Source organism: Mycobacterium sp. (assembly GCF_002863225.1).
In the GTDB taxonomy this organism is placed as follows: Bacteria; Actinomycetota; Actinomycetes; order Mycobacteriales; family Mycobacteriaceae; genus Mycobacterium.
On the sequence record NZ_PKEK01000041.1, the window covers coordinates 234,935 to 255,167 of the forward strand.

21 protein-coding genes are annotated in these 20,233 nt (G+C 68.0%); 15 read left to right on the forward strand and 6 right to left on the reverse strand.

Annotated elements, in window-relative coordinates; translation table 11 throughout:
• Nucleotides 1-26: 26 nt before the first annotated feature.
• Nucleotides 27-539, forward strand: coding sequence for a hypothetical protein (locus CYU59_RS13380; RefSeq protein WP_292990155.1), 513 nt, complete (start codon nucleotides 27-29; stop codon nucleotides 537-539).
• Here the strand turns inward: CYU59_RS13380 and CYU59_RS13385 are convergent.
• A complete protein-coding gene (locus CYU59_RS13385) occupies nucleotides 536-862 on the reverse strand; it encodes a type II toxin-antitoxin system VapB family antitoxin (RefSeq protein ID WP_292990158.1) in 327 nt (108 codons plus the stop codon). The two genes, CYU59_RS13380 and CYU59_RS13385, sit on opposite strands and share 4 nt — an antisense overlap.
• 105 nt (nucleotides 863-967) lie before the next feature.
• Here CYU59_RS13385 and hrcA point away from each other — a divergent pair, with 105 nt between their 5' ends.
• From hrcA to era, 7 genes are all read left to right on the forward strand, one after another.
• On the forward strand, nucleotides 968-2,011 hold the full coding sequence (gene hrcA, locus CYU59_RS13390; protein WP_292990160.1) for a heat-inducible transcriptional repressor HrcA: 1,044 nt from the start codon (nucleotides 968-970) through the stop codon (nucleotides 2,009-2,011).
• A gap of 89 nt (nucleotides 2,012-2,100) precedes the next feature.
• Nucleotides 2,101-3,246: a molecular chaperone DnaJ gene (gene dnaJ, locus CYU59_RS13395; protein ID WP_292990163.1), complete on the forward strand. Its 1,146-nt coding sequence runs from the start codon at nucleotides 2,101-2,103 to the stop codon at nucleotides 3,244-3,246.
• Nucleotides 3,247-4,002, forward strand: coding sequence for a 16S rRNA (uracil(1498)-N(3))-methyltransferase (locus CYU59_RS13400; protein WP_292990166.1), 756 nt, complete (start codon nucleotides 3,247-3,249; stop codon nucleotides 4,000-4,002).
• 171 nt (nucleotides 4,003-4,173) lie between these two features.
• Entirely contained in the window at nucleotides 4,174-5,208 is a 1,035-nt protein-coding gene (locus CYU59_RS13405; protein WP_292990168.1) for a PhoH family protein, read from the forward strand.
• A gap of 15 nt (nucleotides 5,209-5,223) precedes the next feature.
• Nucleotides 5,224-5,757: an rRNA maturation RNase YbeY gene (gene ybeY, locus CYU59_RS13410; RefSeq protein ID WP_292990172.1), complete on the forward strand. Its 534-nt coding sequence runs from the start codon at nucleotides 5,224-5,226 to the stop codon at nucleotides 5,755-5,757.
• Complete coding sequence (locus tag CYU59_RS13415) at nucleotides 5,754-7,037, forward strand: hemolysin family protein (protein WP_292990175.1); 1,284 nt, start codon at nucleotides 5,754-5,756, stop codon at nucleotides 7,035-7,037. Before ybeY ends, CYU59_RS13415 begins: the two co-directional genes overlap by 4 nt.
• The gene (gene era / locus CYU59_RS13420) at nucleotides 7,034-7,933 is read left to right on the forward strand and encodes a GTPase Era (protein ID WP_292990178.1); all 900 of its coding nucleotides are present in this window, start codon (nucleotides 7,034-7,036) and stop codon (nucleotides 7,931-7,933) included. Before CYU59_RS13415 ends, era begins: the two co-directional genes overlap by 4 nt.
• Before the next feature lie 88 nt (nucleotides 7,934-8,021).
• On the opposite strand, the gene CYU59_RS13425 is transcribed toward era, so the two are convergent.
• Nucleotides 8,022-9,461, reverse strand: a complete 1,440-nt coding sequence (locus CYU59_RS13425) for an amidase (RefSeq protein WP_292990182.1) — start codon at nucleotides 9,459-9,461, stop codon at nucleotides 8,022-8,024.
• 63 nt (nucleotides 9,462-9,524) lie between these two features.
• Between CYU59_RS13425 and recO the strand changes: the two genes are divergently transcribed.
• From recO to CYU59_RS13440, 3 genes are read left to right on the forward strand one after another with little or no spacing between them, the layout of a single operon-like run.
• Nucleotides 9,525-10,364, forward strand: coding sequence for a DNA repair protein RecO (gene recO, locus CYU59_RS13430; protein ID WP_292990185.1), 840 nt, complete (start codon nucleotides 9,525-9,527; stop codon nucleotides 10,362-10,364).
• Nucleotides 10,324-11,238, forward strand: a complete 915-nt coding sequence (locus tag CYU59_RS13435) for a decaprenyl diphosphate synthase (protein WP_292990187.1) — start codon at nucleotides 10,324-10,326, stop codon at nucleotides 11,236-11,238. The genes recO and CYU59_RS13435 overlap by 41 nt, the downstream gene beginning before the upstream one ends.
• Complete coding sequence (locus tag CYU59_RS13440; protein ID WP_292990190.1) at nucleotides 11,238-11,627, forward strand: hypothetical protein; 390 nt, start codon at nucleotides 11,238-11,240, stop codon at nucleotides 11,625-11,627. Before CYU59_RS13435 ends, CYU59_RS13440 begins: the two co-directional genes overlap by 1 nt.
• Here the strand turns inward: CYU59_RS13440 and CYU59_RS13445 are convergent.
• Entirely contained in the window at nucleotides 11,624-12,016 is a 393-nt protein-coding gene (locus tag CYU59_RS13445) for a Fur family transcriptional regulator (RefSeq protein ID WP_292990192.1), read from the reverse strand. The two genes, CYU59_RS13440 and CYU59_RS13445, sit on opposite strands and share 4 nt — an antisense overlap.
• A complete protein-coding gene (locus CYU59_RS13450) occupies nucleotides 12,013-12,387 on the reverse strand; it encodes a metalloregulator ArsR/SmtB family transcription factor (RefSeq protein ID WP_292990194.1) in 375 nt (124 codons plus the stop codon). The genes CYU59_RS13445 and CYU59_RS13450 overlap by 4 nt, the downstream gene beginning before the upstream one ends.
• Before the next feature lie 61 nt (nucleotides 12,388-12,448).
• Here CYU59_RS13450 and CYU59_RS13455 point away from each other — a divergent pair, with 61 nt between their 5' ends.
• Nucleotides 12,449-13,876 carry a glycine--tRNA ligase gene (locus CYU59_RS13455; RefSeq protein ID WP_292990196.1) on the forward strand — a complete coding sequence of 476 codons (1,428 nt, stop codon included), beginning with the start codon at nucleotides 12,449-12,451 and terminating at the stop codon, nucleotides 13,874-13,876.
• Between the two features lie 133 nt (nucleotides 13,877-14,009).
• Here the strand turns inward: CYU59_RS13455 and CYU59_RS13460 are convergent, their stop codons facing one another.
• Complete coding sequence (locus tag CYU59_RS13460; RefSeq protein ID WP_292990317.1) at nucleotides 14,010-15,971, reverse strand: TPM domain-containing protein; 1,962 nt, start codon at nucleotides 15,969-15,971, stop codon at nucleotides 14,010-14,012.
• A 102-nt stretch (nucleotides 15,972-16,073) separates the two neighbouring features.
• Between CYU59_RS13460 and CYU59_RS13465 the strand changes: the two genes are divergently transcribed.
• Genes CYU59_RS13465 through dnaG form a run of 3 tightly spaced genes read left to right on the forward strand, consistent with a single transcriptional unit; the run spans nucleotide 16,074 to nucleotide 19,855 of the window.
• Nucleotides 16,074-17,327: a deoxyguanosinetriphosphate triphosphohydrolase gene (locus CYU59_RS13465; protein WP_292990199.1), complete on the forward strand. Its 1,254-nt coding sequence runs from the start codon at nucleotides 16,074-16,076 to the stop codon at nucleotides 17,325-17,327.
• Between the two features lie 23 nt (nucleotides 17,328-17,350).
• A complete protein-coding gene (locus tag CYU59_RS13470; RefSeq protein ID WP_292990201.1) occupies nucleotides 17,351-17,908 on the forward strand; it encodes a superoxide dismutase family protein in 558 nt (185 codons plus the stop codon).
• A 39-nt stretch (nucleotides 17,909-17,947) separates the two neighbouring features.
• A complete protein-coding gene (gene dnaG, locus CYU59_RS13475; protein WP_292990203.1) occupies nucleotides 17,948-19,855 on the forward strand; it encodes a DNA primase in 1,908 nt (635 codons plus the stop codon).
• Here the strand turns inward: dnaG and CYU59_RS13480 are convergent.
• Nucleotides 19,852-20,100: a hypothetical protein gene (locus CYU59_RS13480; protein WP_292990205.1), complete on the reverse strand. Its 249-nt coding sequence runs from the start codon at nucleotides 20,098-20,100 to the stop codon at nucleotides 19,852-19,854. The two genes, dnaG and CYU59_RS13480, sit on opposite strands and share 4 nt — an antisense overlap.
• Between the last annotated feature and the right edge of the window lie 133 nt (nucleotides 20,101-20,233).

Genomic DNA, 20,233 nt, shown 5'->3' on the forward strand with positions numbered 1-20,233 from the left:
CTCGGGTTCAAATCGAAGGGACAACGATGACTCTGAAAATGTTCGCCGCAGGTGTGGCCGCCGTCGCCGCCACCGGAGCCGCCGCCGCGGGTGTGACGACGCTGGCCGCCGGTGCCGCGTCCGCGCCGCAGGTCGCGCCGGTCGTGTTCAACGTGCCGCTCGACCCCCCGGGCCAGGGCCCGCTGCCGAGCCCCGAGCAGCTGTCCGACCTGTGCAACCGGGTCACCGACCCGGGTGTCGGTTACGAGACGAAAGTCGCACTGGTGGAAAACGGCATCCCGCCGAATGAGGGTCATGTGGCCGACCACGACCTGCGCCAGGCCTACCGGCACGGCAACTTTCCGGAGCAGTTCGCCGTCAGCAACATCGAATCGGTGGCGCCCAACACCGTGAAGGCGGACGTCGCCATCACCGGCCCCAGGTTCGCCGGCCCGGTCGAGAAGAACCTGGTGTTCATCGACCAGGGCGGCACGTGGGTGCTGCAGCACGACGCTGCGCTGGCCCTGGTTCAGGCAGCCACGTCCATCACCAACGACTAGGCCTGGTCCTGGGCGGGGTGCTGCGTCACCGCGTCCAGGTCTAGCAGCCGCGCGTGCAGCACGGTGCGATTCCGCAGCGCCGAGCGCACCGCGCGGTGCAGGCCGTCTTCGAGATAGCAGACGCCCTTCCACTTCACCGCGTGTGGAAAGAGATCGCCGTAGAAGGTGGAGTCTTCCGACAGCAGACGGTCCAGCGCCAGCACGGTGGTCGTGGTGACCAGCTCGTCCAGCCGGATCTGCCGTGGCGGAATCCGCGACCAGTCCCGGTAGGACAGGTTGTGGTCGGGGTACGGCTTGCCGTCGCGCACGCCCTTGAAGATCATCCGAGGCTCGTTTTCGGTGCGATCCTCTCCGATGCGGCCATGCAGCACAGGGTACTTGCTGGTGGTCCCCGTAAACTGGTCGGAGGTTAGGAGGGACGATCGCCGATGGCAAGTGCTGATGAGCGCCGATTCCAGGTGCTGCGCGCGATCGTCGCCGACTTCGTAGCCACCAAAGAACCGATCGGTTCGAAGTCGCTCGTGGACCGGCACAACCTCGGGGTCTCCTCGGCGACGGTCCGCAATGACATGGCCGTGTTGGAGGCCGAGGGTTACATCACCCAGCCGCACACCAGCTCCGGCCGGGTGCCGACGGAGAAGGGCTACCGCGAATTCGTCGACCGCCTCGACGACGTCAAGCCCATGTCGATCGCCGAGCGGCGGGCCATCCAGAGTTTCCTGGAGTCCGGCGTCGACCTCGACGACGTCCTGCGCCGCGCGGTGCGGCTGCTGGCCCAGCTGACCCGGCAGGTCGCCGTGGTGCAGTACCCCACCCTGTCGACGTCGACGGTGCGGCACCTGGAAGTGATCGCGCTGACCCCGGCCCGGTTGCTGATGGTGGTGATCACCGATACCGGACGGGTCGACCAGCGCGTCGTCGAACTCGGCGACGTCATCGACGACCACCAGCTCTCGCAACTGCGCGAAATGCTCGGCCAGGCCCTGGACGGTAAAAAACTCTCGGCGGCCTCGGTGGCCGTGGCCGACCTGGCCGCCCAGCTCGACGGCCGCGGAGGCCAGTCGAAGAGCCTCAGCGACGCGGTGGGTCGTTCGGCGACCGTGCTGCTGGAGTCGTTGGTCGAGCACACCGAGGAGCGGCTGCTGCTGGGCGGCACCGCCAACCTGACCCGCAACACCGCCGACTTCGGCGGCTCGCTGCGCTCGATTCTGGAAGCCCTCGAAGAACAGGTCGTCGTCCTCAAGCTGCTGGCGGCCCAGCAGGAGGCCGGCAAAGTCACGGTCCGCATCGGACACGAGACCGAGGCCGAGCAGATGATGGGCACGTCGGTGGTGTCCACCACATACGGCACCCTGGACACCGTCTACGGCGGCATGGGCGTGCTGGGGCCCACCCGGATGGACTATCCGGGAACTATGGCTAGTGTCGCTGCGGTTGCTCTCTACATCGGCGAAGTGCTGGGCACACGATGACCCGGCATTCCAGGCACAATTCAGTGATGACCGTTATTTCGCGGTCGATCTGGGTCTGAGAACCCAGGAAACTTCAGGAAGGTCGGAGCGTGGCACGCGACTATTACGGTCTGCTCGGCGTGGGCAAGAACGCCAGCGACTCGGAGCTCAAGCGGGCGTATCGAAAGCTGGCGCGCGAACTGCATCCCGACGTCAACCCCGACGAGGCCGCGCAGGCGAAGTTCAAGGAGATCAGCGTCGCCTACGAGGTGCTGTCCGACCCGGAGAAGCGACGCATCGTCGACCTGGGCGGCGATCCGCTGGAGAACGCCGCGGCGGGTGGCGGTGGCTTCGGCGGGTTCGGCGGTCTGGGTGACGTTTTCGAGGCGTTCTTCGGTGGTGGCACGACGTCGCGGGGTCCGGTCGGGCGGGTTCGGCCGGGTTCGGACTCGCTGCTGCGGATGCGTCTCGATCTGACCGAATGCGCGACCGGTGTCAGCAAGCAGGTCACCGTCGACACCGCGGTGCTGTGCGATCGCTGCCAGGGCAAAGGCACCAACGGCGACTCCAAGCCGGTGTCCTGCGACACCTGTGGCGGCCGCGGCGAAGTGCAGACCGTCCAGCGTTCACTACTCGGGCAGGTCATGACGGCGCGGCCCTGCCCCACCTGCCGCGGCGTGGGGGAGGTCATTCCCGACCCCTGCCACCAGTGCGGTGGCGACGGACGGGTGCAGGCCCGCCGCGAGATCGCGGTGAAGATCCCCGCCGGTGTCGGCGACGGCATGCGGGTTCGCCTCGCGGCGCAGGGTGAGGTGGGGCCGGGCGGGGGACCGGCCGGTGACCTGTACGTCGAGATCCACGAGCAGCCGCACGACATCTTCGTGCGTGACGGCGACGACCTGCACTGCACGATCTCGGTACCGATGGTCGACGCGGCCCTCGGCACCACGGTGACCGTCGACGCCATCATCGACGGCCTGACCGAGATCACCATCCCGGCCGGAACCCAGCCCGGTTCGGTGACGACGCGGCGCGGCCACGGCATGCCGCATCTGCGCTCGGGTGTGCGCGGCGACCTGCACGTGCACGTCGACGTGGTGGTCCCGGAGCGGCTCGACCACCAGGACGCCGACCTGTTGCGCGAGTTCAAGAGCCGCCGCGGTCGCGACGTCACCGAGGTCCGCTCGACGCACACCGCCGCCAGCAACGGTGGCGGGTTGTTCAGCCGGCTGCGCGAAACCTTCACCGGGCGCTAATTGCCCGGCCTGTTCTACGTCGACGCGCTGCCCGAGGGCGGTGAGCCGGTCGTCCTCGACGGCGACGAAGGGTTCCACGCCGCCACCGTCCGGCGCATCCGGGTCGGTGAGGAACTGATCCTCGGTGACGGCGCCGGCGGCGTGGCCCGCTGCGTCGTCGAGGAGGCGGCCCGCGACGGGCTCCGGGCCCGAGTGATCGAGCGCCGGCAGGTTGCCCCCGCGCTCCCTCCGGTCACGGTGGTCCAGGCGCTACCGAAATCCGAGCGTTCCGAGCTGGCCGTCGAGCTGGCCACCGAGGCCGGTGCCGACGCGCTGGTGGCCTGGCAGGCCGCGCGCTGCGTGGCCCGCTGGGACGGGGCCCGCGCCGAGAAGGGGCTTCGGCGCTGGCGGGCGGTGGCCCGTGCGGCCGCTCAGCAATCGCGGCGTGCCCACATTCCGACCGTCGACGGGGTGCTCTCGACCGCCGCCCTGGCCTCGCGGGTCGGCGAGGCGACGGCGTCCGGCGGCGTCGTGCTGGCGTTACACGAGTCGGCCCACGGGCCGCTGACGGCGGTCAGCCTGGCGCAGGCCCAGTCGGTGATGCTGCTGGTCGGCCCCGAGGGCGGCATCGCCCCTGACGAATTGGCCGCGTTCGTCGACGCCGGCGCCAGGGCCGTCCGGCTGGGCCCGACGGTGTTGCGCACCTCGACCGCGGCCGCCGTCGCGCTCGGGGCGCTGGGCGTGCTGACGCCGCGCTGGGCGGCAGGAGACGAATGACGTCGCCGAGATCGACGCCAGCGTGACGTGCGCTCGACAGTTCCCGCGCTGCCGTCGATCTCGACGACGCCTGGCAGGACGGCTAACCAGTGGTTTGGCCAACCCACCGGCGGTAGACTCGAGGCGCTAACCCGCTGGACAGACCACAGAAAGCAGGCTTAAGAACCCATCGTGTCGCCTCGCGAGACCAACACTGCTGGTCCGTCCGCATCGTCGGTTCGCAGCAGTATCGACGTTCCGCCCGACCTCGTCATGGGCCTGCTTGGCTCCGCCGACGAAAATCTGCGTACCCTCGAACGCCTCCTCACCGCCGACCTGCATGTCCGCGGCAATGCTGTGACGCTGTCCGGTCAGCCGGCCGACGTCGCGCTCGCCGAACGGGCGCTCTCCGAACTCGTCGCGATCGTCGCCAGTGGCCAACCGCTCACCCCCGAAGGCGTGCGGCACAGCGTCGCGATGCTGGTGGGCACCGGCAACGAGTCACCGGCCGAAGTGCTGACACTGGACATCCTGTCGCGTCGCGGCAAGACGATCCGGCCCAAGACGCTCAACCAGAAGCGCTATGTCGACGCGATCGACAGCCACACCATCGTGTTCGGGATCGGGCCGGCCGGCACCGGCAAGACCTACCTGGCGATGGCCAAGGCGGTCAACGCGCTGCAGACCAAACAGGTCGGCCGGATCATCCTGACCCGTCCGGCGGTGGAAGCCGGTGAGCGCCTTGGCTTTCTGCCCGGCACGCTGAGCGAGAAGATCGACCCTTACCTGCGTCCGCTGTACGACGCGCTGCACGACATGATGGACCCCGAGCTGATCCCGAAGCTGATGTCGTCGGGCGTGATCGAGGTCGCGCCGCTGGCCTACATGCGCGGTAGAACGTTGAACGACGCGTTCATCATTCTCGACGAGGCGCAGAACACCACCGCCGAGCAGATGAAGATGTTCCTCACCCGACTGGGTTTCGGCTCCAAAGTCGTTGTCACCGGCGACGTTACGCAGATCGATCTGCCGGGCAACCACCGGTCGGGTCTGCGTGCGGCCGTCGACATCCTCGACGGGATCGACGACATCCACATCTCGGAGCTCACCAGTGCCGACGTGGTCCGCCACCGGCTGGTCTCCGAGATCGTGGACGCCTACGCGCGACACGAACAGCCGGGGCTGACGATGAACCGTGCTGCGCGACGCGGCACGGGTCGCCGGTAACGCGGTGACGCTGCTGTGACCATCGAGGTAGCCAACGAATCCGGGATCGACGTCTCCGAATCCGAATTGATCAGCGTCGCAAAGTTTGTCATCTCCCAGATGGATGTCAATCCGGCCGCGGAGCTGTCGATGGTGCTGTTGGACACCGCCGCGATGGCCGACCTGCACATGCGCTGGATGGACCTGCCCGGGCCGACCGATGTGATGAGCTTTCCGATGGACGAGCTCGAACCGGGCGGGCGCCCCGACGCGCCGGAACCGGGTCCGGCCATGCTCGGCGACATCGTGCTGTGTCCCGAGTTCGCCGCCGAACAGGCCGCGGCCGCCGGTCATTCGCTGGGACATGAGTTGGCGCTGTTGACGATTCACGGCGTCCTGCACCTGCTCGGCTACGACCACGCCGAGCCGGACGAAGAAAAAGAGATGTTCGGCCTCCAGCGCCGCCTGCTGGAAGAGTGGGTCGCCGACCAGGTCGAGTTCTACCGCCTGCAACGCCAGCACGAGCGGGACCAGCGATTGCTGGACAAATCAAGGTATTTCGACCATTGAACAGTTCCGCTTCGCTGTTCGGCGTGATCCTGCTGATCTCTCTGGGTAGCGTGTTCGCGGCCATCGACGCGGCGATCAGCACGGTGTCGATGGCGCGGGTGCAGGAGATGGTCCGCGACGAGCGGACGGGCGCGGTTCGGCTGGCCAAGGTGATGACCGACCGGCCCCGGTACATCAACCTGGTGGTGCTGCTGCGGATCGTCTGCGAGATCAGCGCAACCGTGCTGCTGGCGCAGTTCTGCTATCGACAGGTGAGCCGCGACTGGGGTCTGTTCATCGCCGCGGTGGTGATGGTGGTGGTCAGCTTCGTCGTCATCGGTGTCGGTCCCAGGACGCTGGGACGCCAGAACGCGTACTCCATTGCACTGGTGTCTGCCCTTCCGCTGCAGGCGATTTCGGTTCTGCTGACCCCGATCAGCCGGGTGCTGGTGGTGCTGGGAAACATGCTGACGCCTGGTCGCGGCTTCCGCAACGGTCCGTTTTCCTCCGAGATCGAACTGCGCGAAGTCGTCGACCTGGCGCAGCAAAGTGGCGTGGTTGCCGCCGACGAACGGCGGATGATCGAGTCGGTGTTCGAACTCGGCGATACGCCGGCCCGCGAGGTGATGGTGCCGCGCACCGAGATGATCTGGATCGAGCACGACAAGTCTGCCGCCGAGGCGATGTCAGTGGCGGTGCGCAGTGGGCACTCCCGCATTCCGGTCATCGGCGAGAACGTCGACGACATCGTCGGGGTGGTGTACCTGAAAGACTGTGTGCAGCAGGCTTATTACGCCTCGACGAGCGGACACGAAACCGCGGTCTCGGAAGTGATGCGGCCGGCGGTGTTCGTTCCGGATTCCAAGCCGCTCGATGAGTTGTTGCGCGAAATGCAGCGGATGCGCAACCACATGACGTTGCTGGTGGACGAATACGGCGCGATTGCAGGGCTGGTGACCATCGAGGATGTTCTCGAGGAGATCGTCGGCGAGATCGCCGACGAGTACGACGCCGCCGAGGTGGCTCCCGTCGAAGAGTTGGGCGACAACCAATTCCGGGTATCGGCACGGTTGCCGATCGAAGACGTGGGTGAACTGTACGGCGTGGAATTCGAGGAGGATCTCGACGTGGACACCGTCGGTGGCCTGCTGGCTCTGGAGCTGGGGCGGGTGCCGCTGCCCGGTTCCCGGGTGGAGTCGCATGGCCTGCTGCTGCACGCCGAGGGTGGGCCCGACCACCGCGGCCGGGTCCGGATCGGTACCGTCTTGCTCAGCCGCGTGGACGCCAACGGTGTTCGATGACCGAGTTCCGTTCCGGCTTCGTCTGTTTCGTCGGCCGGCCCAACACCGGCAAGTCGACGCTGACCAACGCGCTGGTCGGCTCGAAAGTCGCGATCACGTCGAACCGCCCGCAGACCACCCGGCACACGATCCGGGGCATCGTGCACCGCGACGAGTTCCAGATCATCCTGGTCGACACGCCGGGTCTGCATCGACCGCGCACCCTGCTCGGCAAGCGGCTCAACGATCTGGTTCGCGACACCTACAGCGAGGTCGACGCGATCGGGCTGTGCATCCCGGCCGACGAGGCGATCGGGCCGGGGGACAGGTGGATCGTCGAACAGATCCGATCTACCGCTCCCCGAACGACTTTGGTGGCCATTGTGACCAAGATCGACAGGGTGTCCAAGGACAAGCTGGCCGCGCAGCTGTTCGCGGTCAGCGAATTGGTGGGCGCCGACGCCGAGGTGGTCCCGGTCTCGGCGACCACGGGCGAACAGGTCGACGTGCTCATTGGTGTGCTGGCCGCCGCGTTGCCGCCCGGCCCGCCGTACTACCCCGACGGTGAGCTGACCGACGAGCCCGAAGAAGTTCTGATGGCCGAGTTCATCCGGGAGGCCGCGCTCGAGGGCGTCCGCGACGAACTGCCGCACTCGCTGGCGGTGGTGATCGACGAGATCAATCCGCGCGAAGGCCGCGACGACCTGATCGACGTGCATGCGCTGCTCTACGTCGAGCGTGACAGCCAGAAGGGCATCGTGATCGGCAAGGGCGGGGCAAGGCTGCGTGAAGTGGGCACCGTCGCACGCGGTCAGATCGAGAAGCTGCTGGGCACCAAGGTCTACCTCGAGCTACGGGTCAAGGTTGCCAAGAACTGGCAGCGCGACCCCAAACAGCTTGGCCGACTCGGCTTCTGACGCTGTAGCACGACGCGATACAGAACGCTTGGCTGCGGGATCGCGCAGAATGCAGCCCTGGCTGCTGTCTCGCGCTCAGCCGACGCTGCTACCGCACGGCCTCGGACTCGGCGTTCCACCACACCGCAGGCTGCTTGGCCGCCCAGCCGCCGAGCGCCTCCAGTTCGGCGGCCAGTGACACCAGCAACGGCTCGCTGTTGGCCGGCCCCATCAGCTGCACGCCGATCGGCAGGCCTTCGGACGTGAAGCCGGCGGGCACGTTGATCGACGGCCAGCCCAACACATTCCACGGCCAGGTCACCGGGCAGGCCGCGATCATCGCGCGGTCGGTGCCCACACCGCTCAGCTTGTCGAAGGCCTCGGCAAGCGGGGGCGGCAGCGCGGTCGTCGGCGCCAGCACCACATCGACGATCCGGAAAATCGAACCCACCCGTCGCTGATTGGCGGCCTCGCCGGCCCGGGCGGCCCGCAGGATCTGCTGCGAGAGCAGCCGGCCCATCCGCATGTTGGCCAGCGTCCGCCGATCGAACTCAACGCCGTCGCCCAGCCGCTCGGCCCAATCCAGCAGCCCGGATGTGGACCGCGACAAGAAGTTCCACGACAACCGCAGCCCGTAGTCGGGATTGCCGTCGACCACGGTGTGGCCCAGCAGCCGAAGCTGATCGCCCACCGAGTCCAGTGCCGCTTCGATCTCCGGGTCCAGTCGGGCTGGAAATGCGGTGAACGGGAACCGGGTCGACAACGCGATCTTCAGCGAGCCGGGCGCGATGCCGACATGGTCGGACACTGTCACCGGCGGCGGCTTGTGCAGATCGCCGTCGACGTTGCCGGACGCCGCGTCGAGCACCAGCGCCGCGTCGGCGACCGTGCGCGCCAGCACGCCGTTGACGGTGATCCCGTTGAACGCCTCGCGCAGCGGCCACGTCGAGATCCGACCACGCTGCGGCTTGATGCCGACCAGATGCGTCCACGCCGCCGGAATGCGCACGCTGCCCGCGCCGTCGGAGCCGATAGCGGCCGTGACCAGACCGGCGGCCACCGCGGCCGCGCTACCGCCGGACGAACCACCCGGGGTGTGCCGGCGCGACCACGGGTTGCGGGTGTGGCCGAATGCGGGTCCGCTGGTGAACGGCCACTGGCCCAGTTCGCAGGTATTGGTCTTGCCGACGATCACCGCCCCGGCAGCCTTGAGGCGGCGCACCACCTCGGCGTCCTGAGTGGCCGCCTGGACCTGGCCGGACGTGCCGAAGTAGGTCGGCTGGCCGGCGACGTCGACGTCGTCCTTGACCGCGATCGGCACACCGAGCAGCGGCGCCCGGTCACCTTCGGCGCGGCGCCGGTCGGCCCTGGCGGCGTCGGCCAGCGCCGACTCGGTGAGCACCACGCGGAACGCGTTCAGCGTCGGCTGGCTGGCCTCGATGGCGTGCAGAGAGCGACGGACCAGCTCGTCGGAGGTGACCTCACCGCTGGCCAGCTGATACAGCTGGTCAGTGAGCGTGGGGAAACGGCGATCGGCGGAGTTACTCATCGGTACCGACATTATCGGCGCGCGTCCGGGGCGCCGTCGCAACCTGGTGCCAAACTGATACCTATGCGGCTGTACCGGGACCGGGCGGTGGTGCTGCGCCAGCACAAGCTCGGCGAAGCCGACCGGATCGTCACCTTGCTCACCCGCGACCACGGGTTGGTTCGCGCGGTGGCCAAGGGCGTCCGCCGTACCCGCAGCAAGTTCGGCGCGCGACTGGAGCCGTTCGCGCACATCGACGTCCAGCTGCATCCGGGCCGCAACCTCGACATCGTCACGCAGGTGGTCTCACTCGACGCGTTCGCCACCGACATCGTCAGCGACTACGGCCGCTACACCAGCGCGTGCGCGATGCTGGAAACCGCCGAGCGCCTCGCCGGTGAGGAGCGGGCACCGGCCCCGGAGCTGCACCGGCTCACGGTCAGTGCGCTGCGCGCGGTCGCCGACGGCAGCCGGCCCCGCGAGTTGGTGCTGGACGCGTACCTGCTGCGGGCCATGGGCATTGCCGGGTGGGCCCCGGCGCTGACCGAATGCGCGCGGTGCGCCACGCCCGGCCCGCACCGGGCGTTTCACGTCGCCGCGGGTGGCAGCGTGTGCGGGTTCTGCCGCCCGCCCGGCGCGACGACGCCGCCGCTGGGCGTACTCGATCTGATGGCGGCGCTACGCGACGGCGACTGGGAGGCCGCAGAGGTGGTGACACCGTCGGCCCGTAGCCACGCCAGCGGATTGGTGGCCGCTCACCTGCAGTGGCATCTGGAGCGGCAGTTGCGCACCCTGCCGCTGGTCGAGCGGATCCGGCGCGTCGAGGTGATCGATCAGAGCCTGCTCGACCGTCGGGTCGCGCTGGTCAGGCAGGATGTGGCGCATGGAGACGAGCCGGGTGAGCCGCTCAGAGCGGAGGGCTGAGCGCAAGCGGAAGTCTGACTTCCCGCAGCTCGCCCCGGCGCCCGATGACTACCCGGTGTTCCCGGACACCTCGACCTGGCCGGTGGATTTTCCGGAGTTGCCGCCCGCGCCCGGTGGTGGGCCGCGCCGGCCGCCGCAGCACATCTCCAAAGCGGCGGCTCCGGCGATTCCCTTGGAGCAGTTGCCCAATCACGTCGCGATCGTGATGGACGGTAACGGCCGCTGGGCCACCCAGCGCGGTCTCCCGCGGGTGGAGGGTCACAAGATGGGCGAGGCCGTCGTCATCGACATCGTCTGCGGGGCAATCGAAATGGGCATCAAATGGCTCAGCCTCTATGCCTTCTCGACGGAGAACTGGAAACGTTCGGCCGACGAGGTCCGTTTCCTGATGGGATTCAACCGCGACGTGGTACGACGACGCCGGGTGAACCTCAACGAGATGGGTGTCAAGATCCGGTGGGTGGGTTCGCGCCCACGGTTGTGGCGCAGCGTCATCAACGAGCTGGCGGTCGCCGAAGAACTGACCCTGAACAACGACGTGATCACGGTCAACTACTGCGTCAACTACGGTGGCCGTACCGAAATTGCCGAAGCCGCAAGGGATATCGCGCGCGAGGCGGCGGCGGGAAAGTTGAACCCGGAGCGGGTCAACGAGGCGACCATCGCCCGGCACCTGCACCGTCCGGACATTCCCGACGTCGATCTGCTGTTGCGGACCTCGGGGGAGCAACGGACCAGCAACTTCATGCTGTGGCAAGCCGCCTACGCGGAGTACATCTTCCAGGACACGCTCTGGCCTGATTACGATCGCCGCAACCTGTGGGCGGCCTGCGAGGAGTATGCGTTGCGGCATCGACGATTCGGGACGGCGTGATGTCGACGCTGCAGGAACGGTTACTCACGGTGCTCACCGAGGTGCTGCCCGCCGAGGCGGAATCCGATGGGGCGCTGACGGTTCACCACGGCGGCACGATCGCCTCGCTGCGGGTGGTGCCCATCAACGAAGACCTCGATCTGGTGTCGTTGACCCAGATGGTGGCGTGGGACCTGGCGGCCAACAAGAGACTTCGCGACGCGGTGGCCGAGCAGGCGCGCTCGACGCTGCTGGGATCGGTGAGCCTCACCGAAAAGGCCGGCAAGGCCGCCGACGTGATCCTGCGCTACAACTTTCCCGGCAACGGCCTCAACGACGACGCGCTTCGGACGCTCGTCCTGATGGTGCTCGACAAGGGCGCCGAAATACGCCGCGCGGTAACGGGTTAACCGCACTCCGAGCAGGTGCCGTAGATCTCGATGGTGTGACTGACGTCGGAGAACCCGTGCTTGCTGGCGACCGCGGCCGCCCACTCCTCGACCTCGTGATCACCCACCTCGACGGTCGATCCGCAATTGCGGCACACCAGGTGGTGATGGTGGTGATCGGAACAACGGCGATAGACCGATTCGCCGGTGTCATTGCGCAGCGTGTCGAGCAGGCCCGCCGCGGCCATCGACTGCAACGTCCGGTAGACGGTGGTCAGCCCGATGTTCTCGCCGCGCTGGCGCAGCTCGTCGTGCAGTTCCTGGGCGGAGCGGAACTCGTCGAGGGTGTCGAGCAATTCCGCGATCGCCGCCCGCTGTCGCGTGGCGCGGACGCCGGCCTGGGTGGTCATTTGTCCTCCCCGGCGTGCGCGACGGCGTCGACCACGATGTGCGCCAGGTGATGATCGGCCAGCCGGTAGAGCACCTCGCGTCCGGACCGCTCCCCGGCGACCACACCCGCGGCCTTGAGGATCTTCAAGTGCTGGCTCACCAGCGGCTGCGGTACGCCCAGCGCGTCGACCAACTCGTGCACGCAACGCTGGGACTCGTTCAGCTGGAGCACGATCGCGATCCGGACCGGCGCGGCCAGCGCGCGCAACAGCTCGCCGGCGGCATCGAGGATGTCCCGCGGCGGCGGCGCCGGCAGTTCGGCGGAGTCGCTGTGCTGGTGCTCGCTGACCAGTTCGTCGCCGTCAGCTGCGGTGGGGGATGAGAGAGGCATACTGCCTCCACTGTCACATGCATAACCACGCATGTCAAAGAGCGTCGCGTCGATCGCTACGATGACGAATCGTCCGTGCACAACGACAATCAGGAGTCCTCACCTCGTGGCGTCCGTCATCGACACCGTCGTCAACCTCGCCAAACGGCGCGGCCTGGTCTATCCCGCCGGCGAGATCTACGGCGGCACCAAATCGGCGTGGGACTACGGGCCATTGGGCGTCGAGCTCAAAGAGAACATCAAGCGGCAGTGGTGGCGCTCGGTCGTGACCGGCCGCGACGACGTGGTGGGCCTGGACTCGTCGATCATCCTGCCGCGCGCGGTATGGGTGGCCTCCGGCCACGTCGAGGTGTTCAACGACCCGCTCATCGAGTGTCTGAACTGCCACAAGCGGCACCGGCAGGACCATCTCCAGGAGGCCTACGCCCTGAAGAAGGGAGGCGATCCGGATTCGGTGCCGATGAGCGAGATCGTCTGCCCGGACTGTGGCACCAAGGGTCAGTGGACCGAGCCGCGCGACTTCAACATGATGCTCAAGACCTACCTGGGTCCGATCGAGACCGAGGAGGGCCTGCACTACCTGCGGCCCGAGACGGCGCAGGGCATCTTCGTGAACTTCGCCAACGTGGTCACCACGTCCCGCCGCAAGCCCCCGTTCGGCATCGGCCAGATCGGCAAGAGCTTCCGCAACGAGATCACGCCCGGCAACTTCATCTTCCGCACCCGCGAGTTCGAGCAGATGGAGATGGAGTTCTTCGTCGAACCGTCGACCGCCCCAGAATGGCACCAGTACTGGATCGACACCCGCCACCAGTGGTACGTCGATCTCGGCATCGACCCGGAGAACCTGCGGCTCTACGAGCACGCGGCAGAAAAGCTGTCGCACTACTCGGACCGCACCGTCGACATCGAGTACAAGTTCGGCTTCTCCGGCAACCCATGGGGTGAGCTCGAAGGTGTGGCCAACCGCACCGACTTCGACTTGTCCACGCATGCAAAGCATTCCGGTGTCGACCTGTCGTACTACGACCAGGCCAACGACACCCGCTACACGCCGTACGTGATCGAGCCGGCGGCCGGGCTCACCCGCTCGTTCATGGCGTTCCTGATCGACGCGTACCACGAGGACGAAGCGCCGAATGCCAAAGGTGGCGTGGACAAGCGGACTGTGTTGCGGCTCGACCCGAGGCTGGCGCCGGTGAAGGCCGCGGTGCTGCCGCTGTCGCGGCACGCCGACCTGAGCCCGAAGGCCCGGGATCTTGCCCAAGAATTGCGCAAGTACTGGAACGTCGACTTCGACGACGCCGGCGCGATCGGTCGCCGCTACCGGCGCCAGGACGAGATCGGTACGCCCTACTGCGTGACGCTGGACTTCGACTCGCTGGACGACCACGCGGTCACGATCCGCGAGCGCGATGCGATGACCCAGGAGCGGGTGGCGATCGACGGGGTCGTCGACTACCTGGGGTCGCGCCTGCGGGGCTGCTGACGCACCGCCAAAATCCGATTTTCCGGAACTATTGCCGTATTGGTCACCCGTTCAATATCATCGGTAAGTCGACGCGGCGGCTCACTAGGGCGTGGTGAGCTGCCGCGTCCACCATGTCAGGGCAGCACCCGGCTCAGAACCGGCCGCCGCCGCCCATGAATCCGCCGTCGGACGAGCCCGAACCGCCGAACGAGGTCGGGCCCCAGCCGCCTCCGCCACCGCCCCAGCCGCCGCCGAAGCCGCCGCCCATCATGTCGCCGATGATGATGCCGCCGAGCACCGCGCCGGTGTGATCGCCGCTGCCGTAGCGCGATGTGTAGGCCATTTGCGCGGATTGGACGTCGGACTCGGCCAGCGATTGGGCCTGGGCGGCCAGCGACGCCGCCTTATTGGCGTGGGCGATCGCCTCGTTCAAGTCGACCGACTCGGCGTCGCGTGCGGCGTCGATCTGCCGGCTCGCCTCCGAGAGTCGGGTCCGCGCCTCGGGCCCGATGCTGCCCCGGCGGTTGTCGATGTACTCCGAGACGGCGTGCACCCGCGACTGCGCGGTGAACAGCGTCTGCTCCAGGGTGCGGCCGAGCCGCTGTGCGGTCGCCTGCTCCTCGGCGACCGTGGCCAGCAGCCGATTCAGGTCGGCGTCGGCCTTGGTCAGTGCGGTGAACGACGCGAGGGGATCCCCGGAGCCGCTGGTGCGGGCGGCGTCGAGGGCCCGGACGGCGGCCTCGCGGGCACCGGACAGATCGCGCAGATGCGGAGTCTTGGTCTTCTGGCCGCCCTTCAAGATGGTGTCGGCGTGGTCGATGCCGGACTTGACGTCGGCGGTCAGCGACGGCAGCGCCGCTACGGCGTGCCGGATGTCGTTGGCGGCGCTGTCCACCGCGTCGAGCAGTGAACGTGCCTGTCCGAGCGCAGATTCCGCGGCGCGCACGGCGTCGACGAGGGCGCTCTGCTCGCCGCTGACCGGCTTGGCTGCTTTCTCGCGGGCCAAGCCGAGATTCTGTTCGGCGAACGTCAGGCGATCCCGGGCGGTCGTGACGTTGGTGGCCACCGAAGCCAATGCGGCGGAGTCGAATTCGTTGTGCAGCTCGGTCATCCACTGGTCGGCCGGGTCGAGGCGTGCGGTGAGGTCCACGACCTGCTGGGTCAGCGCGTCCAGCCGCGACGGCGCGTTAACCACCAGGTCGCGCATCCCCTCGAAGTCCTCGCGCTGCGACTCCAGCTCCCGATCGGCCCGTGCGGCGGCCACGATCACCTCGGTCAGCAGTTCACGTCGGCGTTGCCGGGTCTCGGGGATCGCGTCGTCGAGCTGCTGGCGCACGGTAAACGCCTGGGCCAACGCCGCTTTGGCGGTGTCGACCGCGCGGGTGAACGGCTGGGTCCGCTGCTCGCCGAACTCCTCGATCGTCAGCGCGAGCTCGTTGGCGCTGGTGCGCACCGCGTTGTCGACGTCGACGACTTTCCACCGGGACAGATCGTCGAGTGCGCCCAGCGACAGGCTGGCCAACGCGTCGGGGTCGGTGGCGTCGACCCGCTTGGCCGCGGCCAACTCGGCGGTCCGGCGTCGACGGCGGCGCCAGCGGGTGACCACATACAACGCCGCCACCGCGACCAGGATGACGCCCAGCCCGATCAGCAGCGGCGCCGAGCTCCCCGACTTCTGGTCTCGGTCCAGGCCGTTCGCCGCGGCCACCGCGGCGCCGCTCCAATCGCCACGGCGCAGCGCGGGCTCGATCTGGTTGCGCCGCAGATCGTCGACCTGGCCGGCGTTGATCGTCTTCACCCGGTTCGGAATCCGGAACGCATAGGAGTGGTCGACGGTCGCCACGGCCAGGATCGCGTCGAAGTCGCCGAGATCGCTCACACTTCGGGTGCTGTCGGCCCAGCTGACGGCCGATTGCCCGGAGAAGGTGTCGACGAACACCACCCACAGCTGAATACGACGGTCGGAGTACAGCTTTCCGCTGGCCGACTCGATCGCGGCCCGGCCGTCCGGCCGCAGGGCCCCGACGTTGTCGGTGATGTAGCCGGATAGTCGGAACGGTGGCTGGGCGGTGGCCGACGGCGCGACGGTGAGCGCGGTGATCAGCATCGCCATGAACACGGCGACCGAGCGGCGGAGGGTGCTCATGTTCGCCAATCTAGCCCCGTGGGGATTCGGGTCCCAGCGCGATCGATCTGACTGGCAGACTGTGCGTCGATGACGCCGCAAGACCCCTACGACGATTTCGACCGCCAGCGGGTGGTCCCCGAGGCCCCGAAGACCGCGGGCCTGCCGGGCACCGAGGGTCAGCGTCGCACCGACTTCGCCCGCGACCGCGCCAGGGTCCTGCACTGCGCCGCACTGCGCCGGCTCGCGGACAAGACGCAGGTCGTCGGCCCGCGGGAGGGGGACACCCCGCGCACCCGCCTGACGCACTCGCTGGAGGTCGCCCAGATCGGGCGGGGGATGGCGATCGGGTTGGGTTGCGATCCGGACCTGGTCGACATGGCCGGCCTGGCCCACGACATCGGGCACCCGCCCTACGGGCACAACGGCGAGCAGGCTCTCGACGAGGTCGCGGCCGCCCACGGCGGCTTCGAGGGAAACGCGCAGAACTTCCGGATCCTGACCATGCTGGAACCCAAAGTGCTTGACCAACAGGGGCATAGCGTCGGGCTCAACCTGACCCGGGCGGCGCTGGACGCCGTCACCAAGTATCCGTGGGCGCGCGACCGGCACCGGCGCAAGTTCGGCTTCTACGACGTCGACCGCGCGGCCGCAGGCTGGATGCGCGAGGGCGCCCCCGCGGATCAGCCCTGCCTGGAGGCCCAGGTGATGGACTGGGCCGACGATGTGGCCTACTCGGTGCACGACGTGGAGGACGGTGTCGTCTCAGGCCGGATCGACCTCCGGGTACTCGCCGACGACGACGAAGCCGCCGCGCTGGCCAAGCTCGGCGAGCGGGACTTCGCCGGAGTTCGGGCTGATGACCTGGCCGCGGCCGCGCACCGGCTGGCGACCCTGCCGGCGGTCGCCGCGGTCGGCAAGTACGACGCGACCTTGACGGCCGCGGTGTCGCTCAAACGCCTGACGAGCGAGTTGGTGGGGCGTTTCGCGTCCGCGGCGATCGCGGCGACCCGCGCCGACGCCGGACCCGGGCCGCTGGCCCGCTACCAGGCCGTGCTGTCGGTGCCGGAGGTGGTGCGCGCCGAGGTGGCCTTGCTGAAAACACTTGCGCTGCAATTCATCATGTCCGACCCGCGACACCAGGACATCCAGGCGCGGCAACGGGAGAGCATTCACCGGGTGGCCCGGGCCTTACTCGCCGGGGCGCCCAGCAGCCTCGATCCGATCTTCGTGCCGGCCTTCCACGACGCCGCCGACGACGGCGCGCGGCTGCGGGTGATCGTGGATCAGATCGCGTCCTGCACCGAGGGACGCTTCGAACGGATCGCCGCCACCCAGGCGTGAGCGCCCGACTACTGTCGGTGCCCATGGTCAAGTCCTCCTTTCTCGTCGCCGCACTGTCCGTCGCCACGTTGAGCGGGTGTAGTCCGCACCAGGACGCGTCCACCGCGACCTCGTCGAGCACCCCCGCGCCGAGCGGCCAAACGCTCACCGCCCAACTGCACGCCGCCGACGGCCGTCAAGTGGCCACCGCGACTTTCGAGTTCACCGGCGGTTATGCGACCGTCACCGTGAAGACCACCGCGGACCACATCCTGGCGCCGGGTTTTCACAAGATGCACATCCACGGAGTCGGCAAGTGCGAGCCGAACTCGGTCGACCCGATGGAGCCGGGCAAGTCCGGCGACTTCCTGTCGGCCGGCATGCACTATCAGGCGCCGGGGCACACCGGTGAGCCGATGAGTGGCGATCTGGACCCGCTGGAAGTACGTCAGGACGGCGCGGCCTACCTGGTGACCACAACCGACGCGTTCACCCGGGACAATCTGTTGGCCGGCAGCAAGACCGCGATCCTGCTGCACGGCGCAGAGCACACTCCCGACGCCGAGAAGCGACTGGCCTGCGGCGTCATCGGCACCGGCTAATCCGGCGGGGCCGTCTCGGGGGCGCTCTACACTGACCCGATGGCCGGCCGCATCTCTGATCGCGATGTCACCGCCATCCGTGAACGCGTGCGTATCGAGGATGTGGTCGGCGACTACGTCCAGCTGCGCCGGGCCGGCGCGGACTCGATGAAGGGCCTGTGCCCGTTCCACGACGAGAAATCGCCGTCGTTCCATGTTCGGCCCAATCACGGTCTGTTCCACTGCTTTGGCTGCGGCGAAGGCGGCGACGTGTATGACTTCGTGCGGAAAATCGAGCACGTCAGCTTCGTCGAGGCCGTCGAGGTGCTGGCCGACCGGGTCGGCCACACCATCACCTACACCGGCGGCGCCGCCACCAACGTGCAGCGCGACCGGGGTAGTCGCAGCCGGCTCATCGCCGCCAACGCCGAGGCGCAGTCGTTCTACGCGGCCGCACTGGAGACACCGGAGGCCCAGCCGGCCCGCAAGTATCTGACCGAGCGCAATTTCGACGGTGACGCCGCCCACCACTTCGGCTGTGGCTTCGCGCCGTCGGGATGGGACACGCTGACGAAGCATCTGTTGCGCAAGGGATTCGAGTTCAAGGAGCTCGAGGCGGCCGGGCTGTCGAGGGAGGGCCGCCGGGGCCCGATGGACCGGTTCCACCGCCGGCTGCTGTGGCCGATCCGCTCGACGGCCGGGGAGGTGATCGGGTTCGGCGCGCGGCGGTTGTTCGACGACGACCCGATGGAAGCCAAGTACGTCAACACCCCCGAGACGCTGCTCTACAAGAAGTCGTCGGTGTTGTTCGGGCTCGACCTGGCCAAGCGCAACATCGCCAAGGGACATCAGGCCGTCGTCGTCGAGGGCTACACCGACGTGATGGCGATGCATCTGTCCGGTGTCACCACCGCGGTGGCATCCTGTGGCACCGCGTTCGGCGAGGAACACTTGTCGATGCTGCGCCGACTCATGATGGACGACAAATTCTTTCGCGGCGAACTGATCTACGTGTTCGATGGTGACGCGGCGGGTCGGGCCGCGGCGCTCAAGGCTTTCTCCGGCGAACAGCAGCTGGCTGGTCAGTCATTTGTCGCGGTCGCGGCCGACGGAATGGATCCCTGCGATCTGCGGCTCGCTTCCGGTGACGGAGCGCTGCGCGACCTGGTGGCTCGACGAACGCCGTTGTTCGAGTTCGCGATTCGCACCACGCTGAGTGACATCGATCTCGACAACGCCGAGGGCCGGGTATCCGCGCTGCGGCTTTGTGTGCCGATCGTCGCTCAGATCAAAGACCCGACCCTGCGCGACGAGTACGCCCGTCAGCTGGCCGGCTGGGTCGGCTGGCCGGACGTCGCGCAGGTCATCGGCAGGGTGCGTCAGGAGGCGAAAAACCCGACAACGCGAGGACGCAACAAATTGCGTCAGCCCAACTCGCAGGCCGACGGCGGGGGCAAGCCTGCCGTTCCCCGTCCCAACCCCTCCGATCCGACGCTGTGGCCGCAGCGCGAGGCGCTGAAGTCGGCGTTGCAGCATCCCGCCCTGGCCGGGCCGGTGTTCGACGCGCTCACCGTCGAGAGCTTCACTCATCCCGGCTACGTCGCGGTGTGCACGGCGATCGAGGCGGCCGGTGGCGCCGCGACGGGTGTCGCCGGTTCGGAGTGGCTGGACGCGGTACGCCAGAAGGCGTTGTCGCCCGCTGCCGCCGGGCTGATCAACGAACTCGGGGTCGAGGCCATCCGGATCGAGGACGACGAGAAGCTGCCGCGTTACATCGCCGGGGTGCTGGCCCGGCTGCAGGAGGTGTGGGTCGGCCGACAGATCGCTGAGGTGAAGTCCAAGCTGCAGCGGATGTCACCGGTGGAGCAGAGCGACGAGTATCACGCGCTGTTCGGCGATCTGGTTGCGATGGAGGCCTATCGGCGCAGCCTGCTCGAGCAGGCCAGTGGCGACGACCTGAGCGCCTAGCGCCCGGTGTTGGGCGCGTGCTGCTCGATCACGCTGGTTTTGTCGTCGATCTCGGTCAGCGTCACCATCCGCCCATCGGGTGACACCCGGTTCGCGATTTTGCGGCGGCCCCCGTCGATCACCGATTTGGCGGCGGGGCTACTGGTCAGTGCCCGGTAGGTGCCGACGATCTGCTCGTAGCGACGTCGACCGGCCTTGGTGCCCAACACGTAGCCCAGTCCCAGCGCGACGACGTAGCGGATCAAAACGGTCCCTTCTCCAAGTTCGACGGGTCTTCGTCCATCCTGCCCCATACCGTCGGGGACGTGCTCTCCGGCGGGCGATCGGTCTGGTTGGGCGCCCGCGCGCCGGTACGCTAAAGTCATCACTCGGTCCGCG

Excerpts from the sequence above, each read along its gene's own strand:
- CYU59_RS13380 (WP_292990155.1), top strand. The coding sequence starts at position 27 with ATGACTCTGAAAATGTTCGCCGCAGGTGTGGCCGCCGTCGCCGCCACC.
- CYU59_RS13385 (WP_292990158.1), bottom strand. The coding sequence starts at position 862 with ATGATCTTCAAGGGCGTGCGCGACGGCAAGCCGTACCCCGACCACAAC.
- hrcA (WP_292990160.1), top strand. The coding sequence starts at position 968 with ATGGCAAGTGCTGATGAGCGCCGATTCCAGGTGCTGCGCGCGATCGTC.
- era (WP_292990178.1), top strand. The coding sequence starts at position 7,034 with ATGACCGAGTTCCGTTCCGGCTTCGTCTGTTTCGTCGGCCGGCCCAAC.
- CYU59_RS13425 (WP_292990182.1), bottom strand. The coding sequence starts at position 9,461 with ATGAGTAACTCCGCCGATCGCCGTTTCCCCACGCTCACTGACCAGCTG.
- recO (WP_292990185.1), top strand. The coding sequence starts at position 9,525 with ATGCGGCTGTACCGGGACCGGGCGGTGGTGCTGCGCCAGCACAAGCTC.
- CYU59_RS13435 (WP_292990187.1), top strand. The coding sequence starts at position 10,324 with ATGGAGACGAGCCGGGTGAGCCGCTCAGAGCGGAGGGCTGAGCGCAAG.
- CYU59_RS13440 (WP_292990190.1), top strand. The coding sequence starts at position 11,238 with ATGTCGACGCTGCAGGAACGGTTACTCACGGTGCTCACCGAGGTGCTG.
- CYU59_RS13445 (WP_292990192.1), bottom strand. The coding sequence starts at position 12,016 with ATGACCACCCAGGCCGGCGTCCGCGCCACGCGACAGCGGGCGGCGATC.
- CYU59_RS13450 (WP_292990194.1), bottom strand. The coding sequence starts at position 12,387 with ATGCCTCTCTCATCCCCCACCGCAGCTGACGGCGACGAACTGGTCAGC.
- CYU59_RS13455 (WP_292990196.1), top strand. The coding sequence starts at position 12,449 with ATGACGAATCGTCCGTGCACAACGACAATCAGGAGTCCTCACCTCGTG.
- CYU59_RS13460 (WP_292990317.1), bottom strand. The coding sequence starts at position 15,971 with ATGGCGATGCTGATCACCGCGCTCACCGTCGCGCCGTCGGCCACCGCC.
- CYU59_RS13465 (WP_292990199.1), top strand. The coding sequence starts at position 16,074 with ATGACGCCGCAAGACCCCTACGACGATTTCGACCGCCAGCGGGTGGTC.
- CYU59_RS13470 (WP_292990201.1), top strand. The coding sequence starts at position 17,351 with ATGGTCAAGTCCTCCTTTCTCGTCGCCGCACTGTCCGTCGCCACGTTG.
- dnaG (WP_292990203.1), top strand. The coding sequence starts at position 17,948 with ATGGCCGGCCGCATCTCTGATCGCGATGTCACCGCCATCCGTGAACGC.